Annotated in this window: 18 protein-coding genes; all 18 read right to left on the bottom strand. The window is 41.7% G+C overall.

The window, feature by feature from the left end; all coding sequences use genetic code 11:
* Nucleotides 1-7: 7 nt before the first annotated feature.
* The 18 genes from MHB67_RS07385 to ftsZ all read right to left on the bottom strand — a co-directional run bounded on the left by MHB67_RS07385 (nucleotide 8) and on the right by ftsZ (nucleotide 18,201).
* The gene (locus MHB67_RS07385) at nucleotides 8-784 is read right to left on the bottom strand and encodes an RNA-binding protein (RefSeq protein ID WP_056766379.1); all 777 of its coding nucleotides are present in this window, start codon (nucleotides 782-784) and stop codon (nucleotides 8-10) included.
* A 53-nt stretch (nucleotides 785-837) separates the two neighbouring features.
* Nucleotides 838-1,119 carry a YggT family protein gene (locus MHB67_RS07380; protein ID WP_024424240.1) on the bottom strand — a complete coding sequence of 94 codons (282 nt, stop codon included), beginning with the start codon at nucleotides 1,117-1,119 and terminating at the stop codon, nucleotides 838-840.
* A gap of 6 nt (nucleotides 1,120-1,125) precedes the next feature.
* Nucleotides 1,126-1,584: a cell division protein SepF gene (gene sepF / locus MHB67_RS07375; protein WP_024424241.1), complete on the bottom strand. Its 459-nt coding sequence runs from the start codon at nucleotides 1,582-1,584 to the stop codon at nucleotides 1,126-1,128.
* 1 nt (nucleotide 1,585) lies between these two features.
* On the bottom strand, nucleotides 1,586-2,275 hold the full coding sequence (locus MHB67_RS07370) for a YggS family pyridoxal phosphate-dependent enzyme (protein WP_056766881.1): 690 nt from the start codon (nucleotides 2,273-2,275) through the stop codon (nucleotides 1,586-1,588).
* 6 nt (nucleotides 2,276-2,281) lie between these two features.
* Nucleotides 2,282-3,121, bottom strand: coding sequence for a peptidoglycan editing factor PgeF (gene pgeF / locus MHB67_RS07365; protein WP_225315493.1), 840 nt, complete (start codon nucleotides 3,119-3,121; stop codon nucleotides 2,282-2,284).
* Nucleotides 3,122-3,356: 235 nt separating this feature from the next.
* Nucleotides 3,357-3,593, bottom strand: coding sequence for a YlmC/YmxH family sporulation protein (locus tag MHB67_RS07360; RefSeq protein ID WP_008344958.1), 237 nt, complete (start codon nucleotides 3,591-3,593; stop codon nucleotides 3,357-3,359).
* A 79-nt stretch (nucleotides 3,594-3,672) separates the two neighbouring features.
* Nucleotides 3,673-4,449, bottom strand: coding sequence for an ABC transporter ATP-binding protein (locus tag MHB67_RS07355; RefSeq protein ID WP_180992600.1), 777 nt, complete (start codon nucleotides 4,447-4,449; stop codon nucleotides 3,673-3,675).
* Between the two features lie 129 nt (nucleotides 4,450-4,578).
* On the bottom strand, nucleotides 4,579-4,935 hold the full coding sequence (locus MHB67_RS07350; protein WP_007499733.1) for a PTS glucitol/sorbitol transporter subunit IIA: 357 nt from the start codon (nucleotides 4,933-4,935) through the stop codon (nucleotides 4,579-4,581).
* A gap of 26 nt (nucleotides 4,936-4,961) precedes the next feature.
* Nucleotides 4,962-5,972 carry a PTS glucitol/sorbitol transporter subunit IIB gene (locus tag MHB67_RS07345; protein WP_024426936.1) on the bottom strand — a complete coding sequence of 337 codons (1,011 nt, stop codon included), beginning with the start codon at nucleotides 5,970-5,972 and terminating at the stop codon, nucleotides 4,962-4,964.
* Nucleotides 5,973-5,985: 13 nt separating this feature from the next.
* Nucleotides 5,986-6,516 carry a PTS glucitol/sorbitol transporter subunit IIC gene (locus tag MHB67_RS07340; protein ID WP_024424246.1) on the bottom strand — a complete coding sequence of 177 codons (531 nt, stop codon included), beginning with the start codon at nucleotides 6,514-6,516 and terminating at the stop codon, nucleotides 5,986-5,988.
* Between the two features lie 18 nt (nucleotides 6,517-6,534).
* Complete coding sequence (locus tag MHB67_RS07335) at nucleotides 6,535-6,966, bottom strand: transcriptional regulator GutM (protein ID WP_024424247.1); 432 nt, start codon at nucleotides 6,964-6,966, stop codon at nucleotides 6,535-6,537.
* Between the two features lie 12 nt (nucleotides 6,967-6,978).
* Nucleotides 6,979-8,223, bottom strand: coding sequence for an SAF domain-containing protein (locus MHB67_RS07330; protein WP_024426935.1), 1,245 nt, complete (start codon nucleotides 8,221-8,223; stop codon nucleotides 6,979-6,981).
* Nucleotides 8,224-8,467: 244 nt separating this feature from the next.
* Nucleotides 8,468-9,406, bottom strand: a complete 939-nt coding sequence (locus MHB67_RS07325; RefSeq protein WP_103132569.1) for a sugar-binding transcriptional regulator — start codon at nucleotides 9,404-9,406, stop codon at nucleotides 8,468-8,470.
* Nucleotides 9,407-9,556: 150 nt separating this feature from the next.
* A complete protein-coding gene (sigG, locus tag MHB67_RS07320; RefSeq protein WP_024424250.1) occupies nucleotides 9,557-10,336 on the bottom strand; it encodes an RNA polymerase sporulation sigma factor SigG in 780 nt (259 codons plus the stop codon).
* Nucleotides 10,337-10,479: 143 nt separating this feature from the next.
* Nucleotides 10,480-11,199, bottom strand: coding sequence for an RNA polymerase sporulation sigma factor SigE (gene sigE, locus MHB67_RS07315; RefSeq protein WP_007499746.1), 720 nt, complete (start codon nucleotides 11,197-11,199; stop codon nucleotides 10,480-10,482).
* A 58-nt stretch (nucleotides 11,200-11,257) separates the two neighbouring features.
* Nucleotides 11,258-12,187 (bottom strand): sigma-E processing peptidase SpoIIGA, encoded by a 930-nt coding sequence (gene spoIIGA / locus MHB67_RS07310; RefSeq protein WP_206533878.1) that lies wholly within the window; start codon nucleotides 12,185-12,187, stop codon nucleotides 11,258-11,260.
* Between the two features lie 249 nt (nucleotides 12,188-12,436).
* Nucleotides 12,437-16,747 carry a S8 family peptidase gene (locus tag MHB67_RS07305; protein WP_286099141.1) on the bottom strand — a complete coding sequence of 1,437 codons (4,311 nt, stop codon included), beginning with the start codon at nucleotides 16,745-16,747 and terminating at the stop codon, nucleotides 12,437-12,439.
* Nucleotides 16,748-17,055: 308 nt separating this feature from the next.
* Complete coding sequence (gene ftsZ / locus MHB67_RS07300; protein WP_024426931.1) at nucleotides 17,056-18,201, bottom strand: cell division protein FtsZ; 1,146 nt, start codon at nucleotides 18,199-18,201, stop codon at nucleotides 17,056-17,058.
* Nucleotides 18,202-18,232: the final 31 nt, after the last annotated feature.

Below are 18,232 nucleotides of genomic sequence, written 5' to 3'. Positions count from 1 at the left end.
AAGTTCGTTATGTCAGAAGCTCAAATGTTACTTTGAATTTATCTTTTTTGGTCTTCCCATCAATCGTTTTGAGGCTAAAGCGGCCAAATCCCCGAACAGAGAGCTGATCGCCTTCACCGATTGTAAAAGAAGGGTCCTCTGTGACTTTCCAATTGACTTTGACAAGCCCATTTTTGACTAAAAGCTGTGCTTTTTGCCGAGACTGACGGCTGACAGCAGCACATACAGCATCAAGCCGAAGTGAAGAAATGGTATCTTCTTTGATATCAGTCTTCATGATCACTGGCTTTATTTCTGCCTGCGTGATTTCCTCTAATGAAACGGCTGCTCTGCCGACATGAGTCAGCTGCGCCCGCACAAAATCGGCGACATCACTTGTACAAATAAACTGCACATCTTCCTCTGAAAATAATAGATCTCCGAATTTTTGACGCTTCAAGCCTGTCCCAATCAATGAGCCGAGAAGCTTCGGGTGTTCTAAAGAAATAAACTTTTTCGCATAGTTCACCTGAAAATATGACAGCTCAACATCTTGAATAGAAGGTTCTAAATAATCAGGATAAATGAGGGCTCTTTTGCGCTCCGCTCCCTCATACCCGCCAAAAAACATGATCCCAAGTTCTTCGCCATGCTGGATGACCGACTCAGTAATAAATTGCTCACGCGGATCAAGGAAATCTGTTAATTTCATTCGATATTGGTCGAGTGCGATTTTTTTCCAGCCTAACACTTGGTCGACAAATGGCTGTTCGTCTTTTCTAAAATGCTGATAGATATCGCTCATTTTGTTCCCCTCTTATGTAAAAGAGCCTGGCAGTGCCAAGCCCGGCAGCCTGTTTACATGAAGCGCACAATCATATTGTAAAGACCAGTTAGTCCATATGATGATGCAAAACGAATCACAAGCAATGCCACAATCGGCGAGATGTCAATCATGCCGATTGGCGGAATAATTTTACGAAATGGTTCTAAATACGGTTCGCAAATATTTGTCAGAAAACGGCCAAACACAGTTTCTCTTGCAGATGGCACCCATGACATAAAGATGTAAATAATAATCGCGAATGAGTAAATCGTTAATACCGTTCCTAAAATATTAAAAATGAAATTTAGAATCACTATGATTTACCACCTCTGAGGTTCTTCCTCTGTCAATAGCTCTGATATTGTACCAGATACATCTACATTATCAGGTGTGCAGAGGAATATATTCGAGCCAATACGCTGGATGTCTCCACCGATTGCATAAACGGTTCCGCTTAAGAAGTCAATGATTCGCTTTGCTTGATCATGCTGAATGCGCTGCAAATTCACGACGACTGCACGTCTGTTTTTAATATGGTCTGCAATCTCCTGCGCCTCTGCATAAACACGCGGCTCACTTAACACCACTTTAGAGGATTTTTGCACGCTTTGCAAGCTGACGACATTTTGTTTTCCTGTCTGCGGGCGATCTTGAAATGCTGCTTTGTCCTTCGTTCCTTTTTCTTCTTGAACGGGTTCTCTTTCTTCATCAATATATTCGTACTCATACTCTTCATCGTCGAGAGTGAAAAAGCTTTTAAACTTATTTTTTATGCTCATGTCACGCACCTCCTGTTTCATTTCCAACAAGTGAAGAGCCAATCCGAACGAATGTCGCACCTTCTTCAATTGCGATTTCAAAATCATTTGACATGCCCATCGATAAATGCTGACAAGGTGCATTTACTTGGTTAAGATGTTTTACTTCTTCTCGAAGATTTTTTAATGTTTTAAAACAGTTGCGAATCACAGTGTGATCATCTGTAAATGGAGCCATCGTCATCAGTCCAGCCACTTCAATGTGTTTGAAATCTGCCAGCTGCTTTACAAATGGAATGACTTCTTCACTTTTCAAGCCGTGTTTTGACTCCTCAAGTGATGTGTTCACTTGTACAAAACAGCGAACTGTGTGATCCGCTCTTTTTTCAATTTCATTCGCAAGAGACATCCTGTCGAGCGAATGTAAGTAGTCAATTGACTGAATGACAGATTTCACTTTTCGTGTTTGTAAACTGCCGATGAAGTGCCAGCTAATGTTTTCATCGGTTATGGCCGCCTGCTTTTCAAGTAACCCTTGGTCACGATTTTCACCAAAGTGCATAATTCCTGCTTCTTTAGCTTCTTGTGCTCGTTCAATTGAGACATACTTTGTCACAGCGACGACCGATACATCTGCTGGTTGTCTACCGGCTCTTTTACATGCTTCGTTTATTTGTTCATTTATTTGTCTGAGATTCTCTCGTACATTCAATTGCACTTATGCCTCCTTAAACCCGACAAAAGACATCATACGTCCTGTTTTCCCTTGATCACGCCGGTGTGAGAAGAAAAGCTGATCATTGCAGCTTGTGCACATCGAACTGACATGTATGTTTTCTTCCTTTATTCCTGCATGAAGCAATACGTTTTTGTTTAATGTTTTCAAATCAATTTTATATTGTCCTGGTGAAATCTCGGAATACACATCCTCTGTTGAAAAAGGAAGCTGTTTCACTTGATCCATGACTGCGTCATCGACTATGTAGCAGCAGCTGCCAATAGATGGTCCAATGACGACTTGAATATGATCGGCCTTGGCATCTTCTTGGCTGACCCATACATCAACCATCTTTGCACCAATTTGCTTGACGGTTCCTTTCCAGCCGGCATGAGCCGTTCCAATTAATCCGTTTTGCGGAGCTAGAAAATAAAGCGGAACACAATCAGCGAAACAAAGAGCGAGCATCATGTTCGTCTCAGACGTATATAAACCGTCTGTACCAGGCAGTGCCTCATGATAATGAAGACTTCCTCTTCCTCTTTGCTCCTTGGTGACTTTTAGGATGCGATCCTCGTGTGTTTGGTCTGCAAACACCCAATCAGAGAGCGGCACAGCAGCAGCATCTGCTATGACTTGACGATTCATTTGAACACTAGAAGCATCATCTCCTACATGGAGTCCAGTGTTCAATGATTGATATGGAGGTAGGCTGAAGCCGCCGTTTTTTGTTGTAAACCCGGCCAATACCTCTTTACCAGAACATGTCATGTTCGTCCAATCATGAATGGTCATTGCATATGGTGATTTCTGCTGAAAGGGGTCATATTTGTATGTCAAAGCTGCCTCCCACCTTTCATTCATCTCTCTTTATTTCGCTCCTATTTTACCACAAGACATGCATAGACAGTTAGTGGGATTCATTAAATATTACACTCAAATGTGCCCTTTCTGCAGGTTTTTTTACAAATTGATATGAAAACGTAATCTTTTTACCCGAAAAAGACATTGTTTGCTAAGAATGAAGAATTTGTTTTAAGGAAAAATTAAATGATTCATTGAGGAATTATACGAATTAAGAAGACAAGCGGACAAGTATCACATCTTCGCCAATTTTTACTATATTTCGCCATGGGACAATCATTTCCTCTTCTTTTCCGAAAAATCCCATCATTTTACCTGTGCCGCCAATAATAATCGCTTGGATTTTGCCGCTTGTGACATTAATATCAATGTCCCCAATGGTGCCTAGTTTTTTCCCGCTGGATACATCGACGACATCCTTGATTTGGAATTCAGAAATACTGATCATCTGTCCTTCCCCGCCTTTCGTTTTCTACTATAATATGTATGATGGAAAAGCAGGGACGCAGACCAATAGTTTCTTTTATCTACAATTTGCTTAAATGCGGACGGCCATTTCTCCACATGACATCTACCGGACATTCAAAAAAGGAAGAAAGCAAGCCGCTTGTCATCATTTCTTTTGTTTCTCCTTGATCAAAAACAGCTCCATCTTTTAATAATAAGGTGTGCTGAAAAACAGGCAGAATCTCCTCTGCATGATGGGTCGTATAGAGCAAAGTAGGCGCATCAGGCTTAGCTGCAATCAATGAGATGGTCTCCAGCACTTGCTCTCTTGCTAAAAAATCAAGACCCGTCACAGGTTCATCTAAAATCAAGAGCTTGGGATCATTCATTAAAGCCCTCGCAATCAAGACTTTTTGCTTCTCTCCCTGTGAGAGGGTTTCATATGTTCTGTTGGCATATTTGAATGAACCAAACGCTTTTAATAGATCAATGGCTTTCTCTCTCATTTCATCTGTCGGGGTTTCATAAAGCCCGATAGAAGCAAATGCGCCGCTCAAAACAATTTCAAAAGCATTGTCGTCTCTGTGCAATTTCTTTTCAAGTCCCGCTGAGATGAGACCAATTTTCCTCCTGAGCTTTTCACCAAGAGCTTCCTTGCCAAAGACATGCCCCAGCACTGTCATCTCGCCTGAGGTGGGGAAATAATAGGAGCAGAGCATATTTAATAAAGCGGTTTTTCCCGCACCATTTAAACCGTAAAGCACCCAGTGTTCCTGCTTATTTACCTGCCAGTCAACAGACTGCAGCAGCCATTTCCCATTTCTTTTTAATGAAACATTCTTCAATTCAAGTGACACCATAACTTCCTCCTGAGTAAAAATTCTGAATATACAAATAATGAATGTTTACAGCATATCGTAAATGCTCTTTCTGGTAAACCTCATATAAAAAAGCTGCTCCAATTTAGGAACAGCTTTTTTACAAGGTTACGAAATTTCAATTCGTACGCCTTCTTTTATATCAGGAAACGTGTGCGGGGATGCAAAAACAGCTCCTGGTAATACATCATCAAACGGCTCTTGGAAGTAGATCGAAATATGGCCGAGCTCTTTAAAGTTGTCATTTGCTTTATTGCCGAGGGCTGTGATCGTGTACGTTTGATCGCCCACTTGAATGGTTCCGCCTAGCTTCAGCGGCTCTTCTTCTAGATGTTCGAACTCATGAATGACAGACATATCTCTTAATTCCTGCGGCGCTGCGGGTCCAAATAAAACAATCAGCTTATCTTCTTTAAATTGCGGGACTAAGATCCCAATTTCTTTTACGACAGATTGTGTTACCATGTATCTCGATTCCTCCTTTAATACGTTTAATACATACCGAAGCTGGCAACGTATGCGATCACAACAGATAGAACCCCTGTAATAAGACGGCTATACAAAACAGCTGGTACCCCATATTGTACCGTTTCCGGCTTCGCTTCACCAAGTGACAGCCCCACTGGAATAAAATCACACCCAACTTGACCGTTGATGGCAAATAGTGCTGGAAGTGCAAATTGAGGCGGAATGTTTCCTAGTGCAATTTGACTACCAATCAGAACACCGATGACTTGGGCAATGACTGCTCCAGGTCCTAAGACAGGTGATAGGAACGGCAGTGTACAGACCACAACGAGCAGTAAGAGCCCCCAAAGAGATCCAGCCAAAGGTGATAGAAAATGGGCAATCAGATCACCGATTTTTGTATAATTGATAATTCCAATTAACATACTGACAAATGCCATGAATGGAATAATGTTTTTCAAAAGCATATCAACAGAATCACGGCCAGCCTGGTAGAACGTACCGGTGACTTTCCCGATTCCACGCGAGAATCTCATCAGGAAATTGCCTTTTTCCTGCCGCTCAATATTTTCCTCTTTCAGCTTTGCATACGTTTCTTTGAAATTCTCTTTGTCAATTGACTCACTGTTTTCCTGACCTTCTGCTTTCGCCTCACCATCAGATGCTTCTGCATAGGAAATATCTTTTTCTGTTACGCCTGATACGAAGATATCTTCTGTAATATGTTTAGCAAGCGGCCCAGAAGGAGAGGATGCCAAAACGTCTACAGTTGGAATGCGTTTCATTGGATAAAGTCCGATTCGCGCTGTTCCCCCGCAGTCAATGACAACACACATCATTTCATCTTCTGGTATAGAGTTTTTAAAGCCATCACATGCTTCTGTCCCTGTCATTTCTGCAATTTTACGTGCAACCGGGTGAATGCCTCCCCCTGTAATGGAAACAACCTTTCTTCTTTTACCAGTTGGTTCAAGCTCTAAGCCTTCTCCCCATCCGCCAGCACCTTTTGCAACAAATACTTTGTGGTTTGTCATGTCTAACCCTCCCCTATTGTGAATTCGCTTTCATTTTTCCTGCTAAATATTTTGTAATCCATTCAGTAATGATTCCGCGAAGTAAAATGACGACGATCCCGACTAAGAAGTAACGAACAGCAAGCTCTGACATTGAATATCCAGCTTCTTTAATCCCGTTCGCAATTCCTAAGTAGACAAATAGTTCTCCTGCGTTGGCATACGGGAACAGTGATGTCACCGGATGAACAAATGAAACAGCTGAATCATAGAATGCTGGTTTTTGTTTTTCAGGTAAGAAGCGGCCAAACGTATAAGCCATTGGGTTTGTCAAAATAAGAACAGATAAGATCGGCATTAACGTGTAGCGCAAAATGGTATATTTCGCTGCAAACTGAATGGCTCTATTCACTCGCTCTTCTCCAATAAATTTCATGACAGCATAAGTGAAAGTAAGTAACACAACAAGCGTTGGAACGATACCTGTAATCAGACCCATGAACTGCTTTCCGCCGGCTTCAAACATTCCGATAAAGTGCTCTCCAAACCATTGAATCCATTCCATGTTTCATCTCCCCTTTCTTTAGTTCACATTTGTTATATTTTTTTTCGAAATCGAGACAAGTGCCTGCTCAGCCGCCATGGAAAGTGCTTGCATGACAGCTGGCGCTTTTTTGCGCTTTTTCAACGTTTTCTTCATCATGTGGTGCTCGTCCAGCACAGCCCCTACATGCTTGCCTTCATATGCAGGGACTTCTTTAAATTTAGATAAGATCGACACGCCGCCAAGCACATGGCATTTTTGAATGATATACGATTCATCCACAATGATGAGCGCAATGGCCCCAGGGCCAACTTTGCGCCGTTCCATTCCTGAAAATAAGTGATAGCCTTGTTTCCCTCTGTAGTCATCAATCAGTGAGTCCATGCTTTTGCGGTAATACTTGATTTGAATAAAAGATAACCCATACTGCACGATAAGAATGATACAAAGTACGATTGCTAATTTTTCCATAGCTTCACGTCCTTATGATTGAAATAAGTGATCTTGTAATGAACGCAGCTTCCAGACGGTTGTGTTTGAATCAAGCTCTACATCATCATGAGTAAGGAACTGTCCTAATTTGATGTCTTTTTTCGCTACGACTTTTCCGCTGATTAAGCCAATTGGAATGTGACCGTTCGTTTTCATGTCTTGATGCGTTTCAAGTACACCTCTTACGGAGTATCCGCCAATCCCGTCAAGTGATTCCCCTGCTTTAATATCTCTTTTCGCAACAGCGACTGTTTCTGACACTGGTACACCAATCGGGTGGATCGATGAATCATGCTGTAAGACCGCTTTTGCGATGGTAACAGGTGTTTCAAGACTCGCTAAGTGGAAAGGACGGTAAAGCGTGTAGTGAGGACCTTTTCCAACTTTTAAGTAACGAAGCTCTTCATCTACTGGCTCTAGATCACTCTTGACGATAACGAATACGCCAGGAGCAAGTCCATTTACATATTCAACGACTCCGAAGTTATCGAGCACGCCGCCTTGTTGTTTTTGATTCAATTTATCTGCTACATTCTCTAAATTTGCTTCGACTCCGTGCATACCGACTTTATCTGGCAAAAGCCCTGTCGCGTTACTTAATAAGTTCATTTCTGCCATTGTTTTTGTTCCGTCTTGGAAGGCAGCGAGCATATGTGCACTCATATGTTTACTATCTGCTTCTGCTTTACACGTATCTGGATTTGCTTCTGGGAAGAATGGGTTGTTCTTGCCTTTCCCAGCAACGAGCACCTCAAGTCCCATTGTTTTGGCAAATTCATATAATTCTAGTGTAGCTGCCGGTTCGTCTCCAGCTGATCCAGAATAAACAAGTCCTGCATTTGTGAATAATTTATGCATCACCAAACCAATGGTAATATCAACTTCTACATTTAAAAGAACAAGATGTTTCTTTGAATTAAGCGCTTCCAAAGAAATGTTTGCTCCGACCTCTGGCACTCCTGTTGCATCTACGACAACTTCCACAAAATCTGATTGAATCACTTCTCTATAATCATTTGTGACGACCATTTGATGCGGCTTTGCATGCTGCTTGTAAAAATTCGCTGCCTTCTCTGCTGCACTAAGGTGAATATCACAAACACCTGCTACAATCATGCCTGGAATTTTAGAAATTTGTGAAATAAGTCCAAAGCCCATTTGGCCTGCCCCAATAATTCCCACTTTGATTGGATCTCCACTGCGTTCTCGAGCTAACAACTGTTGATAGATTGACATCTAAATCATCCTTTCAGGTTTTCTTGCTTCTCGGGTAGATTGCTAGAAAAATAATCTGAAACTTTTAACAAATGTTATAAAAATTAACAAAAATCTGTTTCTTGTAACATTTGTTATTTTATTTATCATTTGTTATGAACTTAGTTTATATGATGTGTCAACTTTGTGTCAAGATAAAATCGATAAAATTTTCAATCTTTTTGAGTCTAAAGGCTCAAAAAAACTACCTAATCATATTAGGTAGTTACTTTAATAAGGCATCTCCTGTTCGTTCATCCGTAATTAATACATGAATTAATCCACCTTCTAATGCTGCCCGGATCGCTTCAACTTTTTCTTCTCCTCCAGCGACACCAATGACTAGCGGGATTTCTTTCAACTTTTGCGGGCTTATGCCCATTACCCTGTCGTTCCATGGGTGAGGATACACTTCCCCTTGGTGATCAATAAAGTTATAGCAAATGTCACCCGCTACATCCTTCGCTTGAAGAATATCCTCCTCACCGCTTGTCATATAAGATTTCACCATCGTTGAATGCTGCGGAACCCCGCCAATCCCGACAACCGCAATATTTGATGTTTCTCCTAATTCAATCACTTTTTTGATTGACGGCTGCCGTATCAGTACATCCTTCGCTTCTTTCGTATCAAGCATGACAGGCACATGTAAAAACTCACATTTAGATTTGAGTGCCTCTGTGCATCTCGCAATAATATAATTGGCATGGATATCAACATCTTCGTTTCCCACACCCCCGACAAGCGGAACAAATGTCACGGATGGGTAGTGCTGAACTGACGTAAGCGCTTTCGCCATTTCATGCAAAGTGGTTCCTGAGGAAAAACCGATGACTTGTCCATCCTTCATGACTTTTAATAAAAAGCCTGCCGCCGCAGCGCCGATTCGGCTTTTTGTTGTTTCTTGGCTGAGCGTTTCCACACAGACGACTTCTCGCAGCCCGTATTTCCGCTCTATTTTTCTTTCTAAAGATCCATATTGTTGATTCATTTCATCATGAATAATGATTTCCACGATTCCTGCTTCACGTGCTTTTGCCAAATATTTCGATATGAGCGAACGGCTAACCCCAACAGCTTCTGCTATTTTAGATTGAGTGGCGCCTTCTTCATAATACATATGCGCAACCTTAATGAGCAACCTTCTTTCATCATGGAATGTCATAATAACCCTTCTTTCCGCTTAAGTGTTCCCTAACAAATGATATCTAAAATAACATTTGTTAAAAACAGATTAAATGAAAAAAATAACAGAGTCAATACTAGAGACGTGCTCTTTCCAAGAATGAAAAAAGCCGCACATGAAGCGGCGGCTTTAAAAGATGTTTTTATTCATTTGTTTGATGGCTGCTTTTTCAAGTCTTGAGACTTGTGCTTGAGAAATCCCGATCTCTTCAGCGACTTCCATTTGCGTTTTTCCTTGGAAGAAGCGTTTGCGGAGAATCATTTTTTCTCGATCATTCAATCTGCGCATTCCCTCTTTTAAGGCCAATTCCTCTACCCATTGTGTGTCTTTGTTCCGATCATCACTAATTTGATCCATCACATAAATCGGATCTCCTCCGTCATTATAGATCGGTTCAAACAAAGAAACAGGATCTTGAATCGCATCTAGGGCAAAGACAATTTCCTCATGAGGCACTTCCAGCACTTTGGCAATGTCTTCTGCCGTTGGCTCCTTGCTTGTCTCACTAATCAGCCTCTCACGAACCTGAAGCGCTTTGTAGGCAATATCTCTTAGTGAACGAGACACCCGAATTGGGTTGTTATCACGCAAGTATCGACGGATTTCTCCTATGATCATAGGGACCGCATAAGTTGAAAATCTGACATTGTGGCTTAAATCAAAATTATCAATTGATTTCATTAATCCGATACAGCCTACTTGGAAGAGATCATCCACATACTCGCCTCTGTTGTTAAAACGCTGAATCACACTTAAAACCAACCGCAAATTGCCATTGACTAGCTTTTCTCTTGCTGTATCGTCACCCTCATCTTGCAGCTGTCTGAACAATTTTCTCATCTCTTCGTTTTTCAGAACAGGCAGTTTGGAGGTGTCGACTCCGCAGATTTCCACTTTATTTCTGGACACTTTTTTCCCTCCCTACAGGAGCTGTTGTACAAAGTTCAGTATCTCCTTGGGATGGAAAAATATGCACGAGTGATGACGAGAATCATGAGAAAAGAAGTTGATTCCTTTGACAGCAAAGGGACAGAGCTTTTCAAAAATTTTTTTTAGACCATTTTGTTAAATTCTTTTTGTAATCGTTTAATAATTCTTTTTTCAAGCCTTGAAATATACGACTGGGAAATGCCTAGCATATCAGCGACATCTTTTTGGGTTTTTTCCTCACCGCCAACCAAGCCGAATCTGAGCTCCATGATCTGTTTTTCACGGTCATTTAATTGCTCCAGCGCTTTTTTCAAAAGTTTTTTATCTACATTTGCTTCAATATCCCGTGTGATAATATCATCATCTGTTCCAAGTACGTCTGATAAAAGCAGTTCATTTCCGTCCCAATCAATGTTGAGCGGCTCATCAAACGACACTTCTGAACGAATTTTATTATTTCGGCGCAAATACATCAAAATCTCATTTTCAATACATCTCGAAGCATATGTCGCAAGCTTGATCTTTTTTTCTGGGTTAAATGTATTGACTGCCTTAATCAGGCCAATAGTTCCAATACTAATTAAATCCTCAATATTAATCCCTGTGTTTTCAAATTTTCTTGCGATGTAGACCACCAACCGCAAATTTCTTTCGATCAGGATAGCCCTTGCTGTTTGATCACCTTTTGGTAATTTGACAAGCAGTTCCTGCTCTTCATCCTTTGATAATGGCGGCGGAAGCGCCTCACTACCACCAATATAATAAATCTCATCACTCTTAAGACCTAGCTTCATGAGGAGTTTATACCAGTAGTAAGTGAGTTTAAATTTTAATTTTTTCATCTTCTTCTCCCTTCTAAATGTCAAGTTGACCTCGTAAGATAAAAGACATCACCAAAACTTAAGACACCCCTTGGATGATTTTTCCGTCTAACATATCTGGATGAATGATGGATTGAAATTCCTGATCTGCTGATAAACCGCTCAGACTCATACCTACAAAACACTTGGCTGGCTGGATCATATGCGTTTTTGAATAAATGATGACCGTATCTGGTTTTAAGCATAGAAGAAACCCGTGATCATGACCGACCGCTCGATATGGAACAAGTCTTAAACGATCAAGAAGCGGAAATCGATCATCGAGCTTTTGCATCACTTCAACAGGATGAGACTGCTTCATAAGCTCTATAAATGGCTCTCCGCAAATGGACATGAGTTGATCTGCTTGAACGATCATCACAGGTGTTTTCGTCATAGGATCATACAGCTGATTGCCAGAATCGACGAGTCCCTTTAAGCGGATGGTCTCTCCTTGAATGTGTATCTCCGCAAGGACTTGTTCATCAAACTGTCTTTTTTTCGCACCGACCTCTCCTAATCGTTTCTTTGAAAACAGCCAAATCGCAGGAAAGCCGGTTAAAACGAAAAGCCAGCTAATGGGATCACCAAAGCCATCATTTTGTGAAATCAGCAGCCCGTCTTGAATAACAGTATTGGTTTGTAAAAACGAATGAACCCCGATCATGCCTCCTCCCATCAAAAATGTGACAAAGTAAAAAGCAAACAGGTTTTGAAAAAAGAATCGAAATCTTTGAAATCCAAAAGTTGCAAGCACGATCAAGACAGAAAAAAGCATTTTGCCTAGAGGGTGTGACACAAACATTGCAAATGGTGTAAAGAGCAAGAGAACAATGCTCGATCCAATCAGAGCTCCTAACATATATCGCCGTTTTTTTACTTGTCGTTTGAGAATAAATGCAGTGAGTAAGAGAAGCAATAGATCAAAACAAAAGTTTAACAGCCAAATCACATCTAAATAAATGACCACCTTCTGCTCCTTTCATCTGAAACAAAGAATCAAAAGCAGTACTTGCACTTGTTTGTACCAGTATAAAACAGCCAAGAGATGGAAGTCTGTCAATTCTTGTTGGGGATGATAGAGAACTTTTGGTGGATTGTTATTGTTTTTGTCGAGGAATGAGAGCGCAAAGCAAGAGAGTGTGCTTCCGGACAAGCTTTTAAACAATGATTCGAAACGAAAAAGACACGCTCCAAGGAGGCGTGCCTTTCTTAAGGATTATTTTTCATTGATATTTAATGTGCCTGGGGCTTTTTGTCGTGTGACATTTCCATAATCATCCCGCACAATCACTTCAATGACTGCACCTTTTGCTTTGGCGGTAGAAGTAGCTGTCCAGTAACCTTCATATGTTCCCTTGGCTACCTCACGAAGCGGCAGCTCTGTTGTATTTTGCAGCTTTGATCTCGCGTTTGTCAGCGGCATGTGAATGACAAACGTTGCGTCTAGCTTTTCTCTGCTGTTAAATGAAATTTTAACAGACTCACCTGATGATAGATTGACATTCTCTGCTGGTGTCAGCTTAGAAATCTCAGGCGCTTCGTATTGAACATCGATATCGACTTTTTTAGTCGTTTTGTTTCCTGCTGCATCTTTTGCTGTTACTTTGATCGTATTTTTCCCGTTTTCAAGCAGGATTCTTGCAGAATATTTCCCATCTTTTATTGCTGCTTTTTTTCCATTCACAGTGACTTGATCAAGATGATCATCCGTTACCTTTCCTTCTACAGTGAGTGATTCTTTGTTAGACTTTTCCCCTTTTTTTGGTGTATCTATCGTTAACACTGGGGCTGTTTGATCAATGATCACCTTGACTGATTTGGATTTTTTCGTTGCGCCTTTATCCGTAACAGTAGCAGCTGTGAATACATGCTCTCCGCTTGACACTGTAACCTTCTCTTTGAAAGCACCCGACTGATCTGCTTTCACTTTGGCAATCTCTTTATCGTTTTGATAGATCGCTACATCAACCCCTGGAGAGGCTTTCCCTTCAATCTCCAGTTCATCTTTGTTCGTGATCGTTCCAGCCTTTGGAGATGTTATTTCTGGCACATCTGCTTCATATTGGACAAGCGCACGAATCATATAATTTCCCTCTTCTTTTGGAGAAGGAGAAAAGGCACCGCTTGTCAGCTGCCAGCTTCTTTCAGCATTCGGTCCATCTTCATCTGTTGCAAGGCCTGGAGATTCCGTATTCTTTTTCGTTTGAATATAGACAAGATAGAAATCTCCATCCACCGTAATGGCTTGATCTTCTAAATCTACTTTTGTCCATTCACCATTACGCAGCGCATTCGCTTTAAAAGGTCCCGCAATTTTCTCACCTGGAGCGCCGTCCTTCCCAGAAGCATCATACACTTCAACCGCAAATTCATTCCCGCCAGGGGCTGGCCACTCTGTTGTCCAGAAACGGAAAAGCCCCCCTGTGACCTGTGCTTGTTTCTTCCCTTTTTCTAATGAAAATTTCACCGCCCAGCCATTACCAGGATCATAGAACGCCCGTGCATTTTCAGCTGTTCCGTCATCGTAGCCAATTTCGCCAGCAAAACCGATGAAAGGTTCCAGATTGATTGCTTTTTCAAGCGGCTTTTCTGTCACGTCGGCTGTAAACGAATATCCTTTAAACCCTTTCGCAAATACTTTGACTGTATACACACCGCTCAATGCCTCTAGAGAAAACTCGCCAGATTCATCTGTTTTCACCGGCTCAATTTTCGCATCCTCTACAAGATAAACCGTAGCATCCTTTACTTTTTCACCCGTTGTTTCATTGACAATTGTGCCAGATATCGTTCGTTTTTCTAGTGGCTGTAACGAGAAATTTGCCTCTGCTTGATCATTTGCAGAAATATTGACTTTTTGTGTGCGTGATTCAAAGCCATATGCTTCAGCTTTCACTGTAAATTCCCCTGCACCATGAGAAAGCTGATATCTCCCTGTCGCTTCATCTGTGTATGTGGACTTGCCGCTTTCAAGAACACTGATTTCTGCCTTCATCGGAAGAGCTTTGATAGATGGGGCATCTAAGCTTTTTTCCTTTTTCATCTGGACATGTTTTTCTTTTATTTTAGCAGGCTTTGCGCTTTTCGGATCGACGGGTTTCTTCTGCTCCTGTGCTGACTTTTCTTTTTTGATGACGCCAAGCTGTTTCTTTGCCTTTTGAGGCAAGGCTTGATCTGTTATTTTCACATCATCTAAATAAAAACCGTCTTTTGTCACACTGCCATCCGTTCTTAGCTGAAAAATAACTCTCACGTTCTGACCTTTGTAAGCAGATAAATCTACTTCTCCTTTTGTCCATTCACTTGTTTTGCCTGTGTAGGCTGCCACTTGGACAGCATCTTCCCCCTCAGGCTGCACATGAATATGCACATAGTCATAATTTGCTTCAAGGTCATGCCAGTATTGATATTGTAAAAAGGAGGAGCCTGACTCAGGTACAGCAATCATCGGCATAGATAAATGAGCATCTGTTTGATTTTCATAAGGACTGTCTAGGTTTGTAGCGTAGACATGATCTCCAGTAAAGGCCTTTTTCGGACCGGTGGTCGGCTTCCCCCACTGCCAAGGATCTTTTGTTCCCCCACTAAACCATCCACTTGGCCAAGCTTCAAAATCTTGCGAGTAGCCAGTCGTGATGGATGTTTTAATCGGAAGCGTATACGGTTCTGATGCAGCTTCATTTTCTCCAAAATCTTTCACAATCCATCGGTACGTGACGTTTTCTCCCTCAAGTTCTGGGAGCTGAACAACATATGTCCCTTTTAAATGATTTCCATCCGTTCGTTTTGCTTGCAGCGTCTCCCTTTTCCCTTGATCCACTTGATAGCTCAAGGAGACATTTGTCACAGCTACTTCATCTTCTGCTGTAATACTTAGAGGTGTTGGCGTAGAGGCAAAAATTTCATTCGGTCCTTTATGAGAAAAAACAGGTGGTTCTGTATCTTCTCCTTCTTTTGTTACCTGTCCTTCAATCTTGCCAATTCCATCTGTTAATGCTGTGATGGCTTCTTTTGCATCAACTAATCCTGCCCCATAGCCATTGTTAGGAGATTCCGGGAATTGCTGATCTGTCAGCGGTTTTGCAGTATCAATGAGAATTTCTTCGATCTCTTCAACAGACAGATCTGACTGTACTTGGCGCAGAAGAGCCACAACAGCTGAAACGTGCGGACCTGCCATCGAGGTTCCATTCCAGCCATCCTCATACCCTTTCCCAGGAATAGAAGAACGAATATTTACCCCTGGGGCCGCAATATCTGGTTTCATGACCCCATATGGAGAGGGGCCTTGCAAAGAGAAAGAACCCAGTTTGTTGTTTTGATCTGTTGCACCCGTCGCAAAGGCTTCGGGATAGTTCGCAGGATTTGCAATAGATCCCTCACCGCCAGGGTTAAATAAATCCGTATTACCAGCTGAAAACTCTGGGAAGATGTCCGCTGCTCTCCAAGCATTGACCACATCTTTATACCAATCATCAAGACCAGGCCCACCGCCCCAAGAATTATTGACCACATCTGGCGCCTTTTCTGGATGAGGGGTTCCGTTTTCATCTTTTGGAGCTAAAATCCATTCACCTGCGTCAAGCAGATCAGCATCTGATCCACCATCTTCTGAGAAAGCTTTCACCGCGATCCATTTTGCACCTGGTGCGACTCCAATTTGATTCTCTCCATTTGGCTCAGAGCCAACCATCGTTCCCGTTACATGTGTACCATGCTCTAAATCATCGTATGGCGCTTTAGAACCTGTCGTTGCATCGTACCAATTGAATTCATGAGAAGGTTCATTCGGACGTGCAGGGTCAAATCCACGGTATTTTTCTTTTAATGCAGGATGATCCCATTCCACACCTGTATCAATACTTGCCACAACGGTACCAGTTCCGTCATAGCCTAAAGCCCACGCTTCTGGGGCATGAACTTGAGAAATATTCCACTCGATTCCATCTGCTGCTTTGATTTGTTTGTTTTTCATTGAAGTCTTCAAATCAACAGGACGATGGATTTGACGGATTTCATTTGGCAGCACTTGTTCTACTTCTGGGAAGGAAGCTACCTTTTCCATGACTTCTTTCGTTCCCGTCACAGCGAGACCATTCACAATATAGTACGAATGAATATCCTTCACTTGCTTTTTCTTTTGGGCTTTTTGTAAATAAGCAAGCAGCGCTTCCTGCGTCTCTTCAGACGTCGCTCTTAGTTCTGATACGACAGCTGATCTTTTTGTGTACTGCGTTTTAGCTGCTGTTAACTTTTGTTTTTTGGCTTTTGACACAGCATCCTTCGCCACTTTTTTGACATTGGTTTGTTCCTTCATTTTGACTAAAAAGGTCACCTTGTCTTCTTGTTGAAACTGTTTCATTAATCTAGATGAGATCTTTGCTTTTGTTTTCTTGGAGGAAACAGCTTCCTCTTGATATGAGGTAGAAGTCGATTTTGCTTGAACCATCCCAAAGCTTGTCATCGTTAAAGTACCAATCACCAAAAGACTCATCAAACGATAGCCGGCGGTTTTGCGAAACTTCACTTTCAATCAAATCCCTCCTCCTCAAATGGTCAAACAGTGTATGGGTTTAACTCCTCCCTTTCCTTTGTTCATGACAAGATTCATGGTGTTCTATTTAATGTAGTCAAATAAAGTTCATCATTTTGTCGCTTTTTGTAATAGGATTTAAAAATGATTCTTTTTACTTAATCACTCTAAGTCGAAATACATGTGTTGGATAAAGTAATCCAGACACATTTAAGACTTTTTGATTAGTAGTGATGCGGGTTTCTTTATATATTGAACATGAAAAAATCCCCTTCCGGTGGAAGGGGATGAGTGATACTCGATTAACGTTTATTACGGTTGCGCAAGAACGTTGGGATATCCAGCGTATCATCGCTTGATTGTGTATTTTGTCTCGGCTGAGATGATGACTGCTGATGTTCCTCACGTTTTACTTCACGTTTTTGAGGAATGGATTGATTTTGCTTTAATCCTTGCCCTAATGGATTTCTTTGTGGTTTTGACACCTCTGGCTCTTGCTCAATAAATCCAGTTGCGATCACGGTTACCACAATTTCATCCTTCAAGTTATCATTAATGACAGAACCGAAAATCATGTTTACATCTTCATCAGATGCAGAAGCCACAATGTCCGCTGCTTCTTGTACCTCATAAAGACTTAGGTTCGTACCACCAGTAATATTCATGATGACACCTTGTGCACCGTCGATTGCCGTTTCTAGAAGTGGTGAAGAAATAGCTTTCTTCGCAGCTTCAGCGGCACGATTTTCACCAGTCGCAACACCGATACCCATAAGAGCAGAACCTTTATTGGACATGATTGTTTTCACGTCAGCAAAGTCAAGGTTGATTAAACCTGGTGTAGCAATAAGATCTGAGATCCCTTGAACACCTTGTCGTAGCACGTTATCTGCTGCACGGAATGCTTCAAGCATTGGCGTGTTTTTATCAACAATTTCAAGCAAGCGATCGTTTGGAATCACAATTAAAGTGTCAACTGCTTCTTTCATAGAAGCAATTCCTTCGACTGCTTGAAGCTGACGCTTTCTTCCTTCAAATGTGAAAGGACGAGTCACGACTCCAACTGTCAATGCACCAGAATCTTTTGCGATTTTTGCAATGACAGGTGCAGCACCCGTACCAGTTCCACCGCCCATACCAGCAGTAACAAAGACCATGTCTGCGCCTTTTAATACTTCTTCAATCTGTTCTTTGCTTTCCTCAGCAGCTTTTTTACCGACTTCAGGATTCGCACCTGCTCCAAGCCCTCTTGTCAGCTTAGCACCGATTTGCATTTTCGTTTCTGCTTTTGATAGATTTAACGCCTGTGCATCTGTGTTGACTGCAATGAAATCGACACCTTGTACGTCATTTTCGATCATTCGGTTGACTGCGTTATTTCCGCCTCCACCTACTCCGATTACTTTAATTGATGCTAGGCCGTCTATATTTGTTTCAAACTCCAACATGCTGAATCCTCCTAATCCGTCGAAAATCTAA

It is taken from the genome of Bacillus sp. FSL H8-0516, from assembly GCF_038635285.1.
Classification (GTDB): domain Bacteria; phylum Bacillota; class Bacilli; order Bacillales; family Bacillaceae; genus Bacillus; species Bacillus safensis.
Note: the sequence above shows the minus strand (reverse complement) of the source record. Positions and strands in the feature narration are given on the sequence as shown.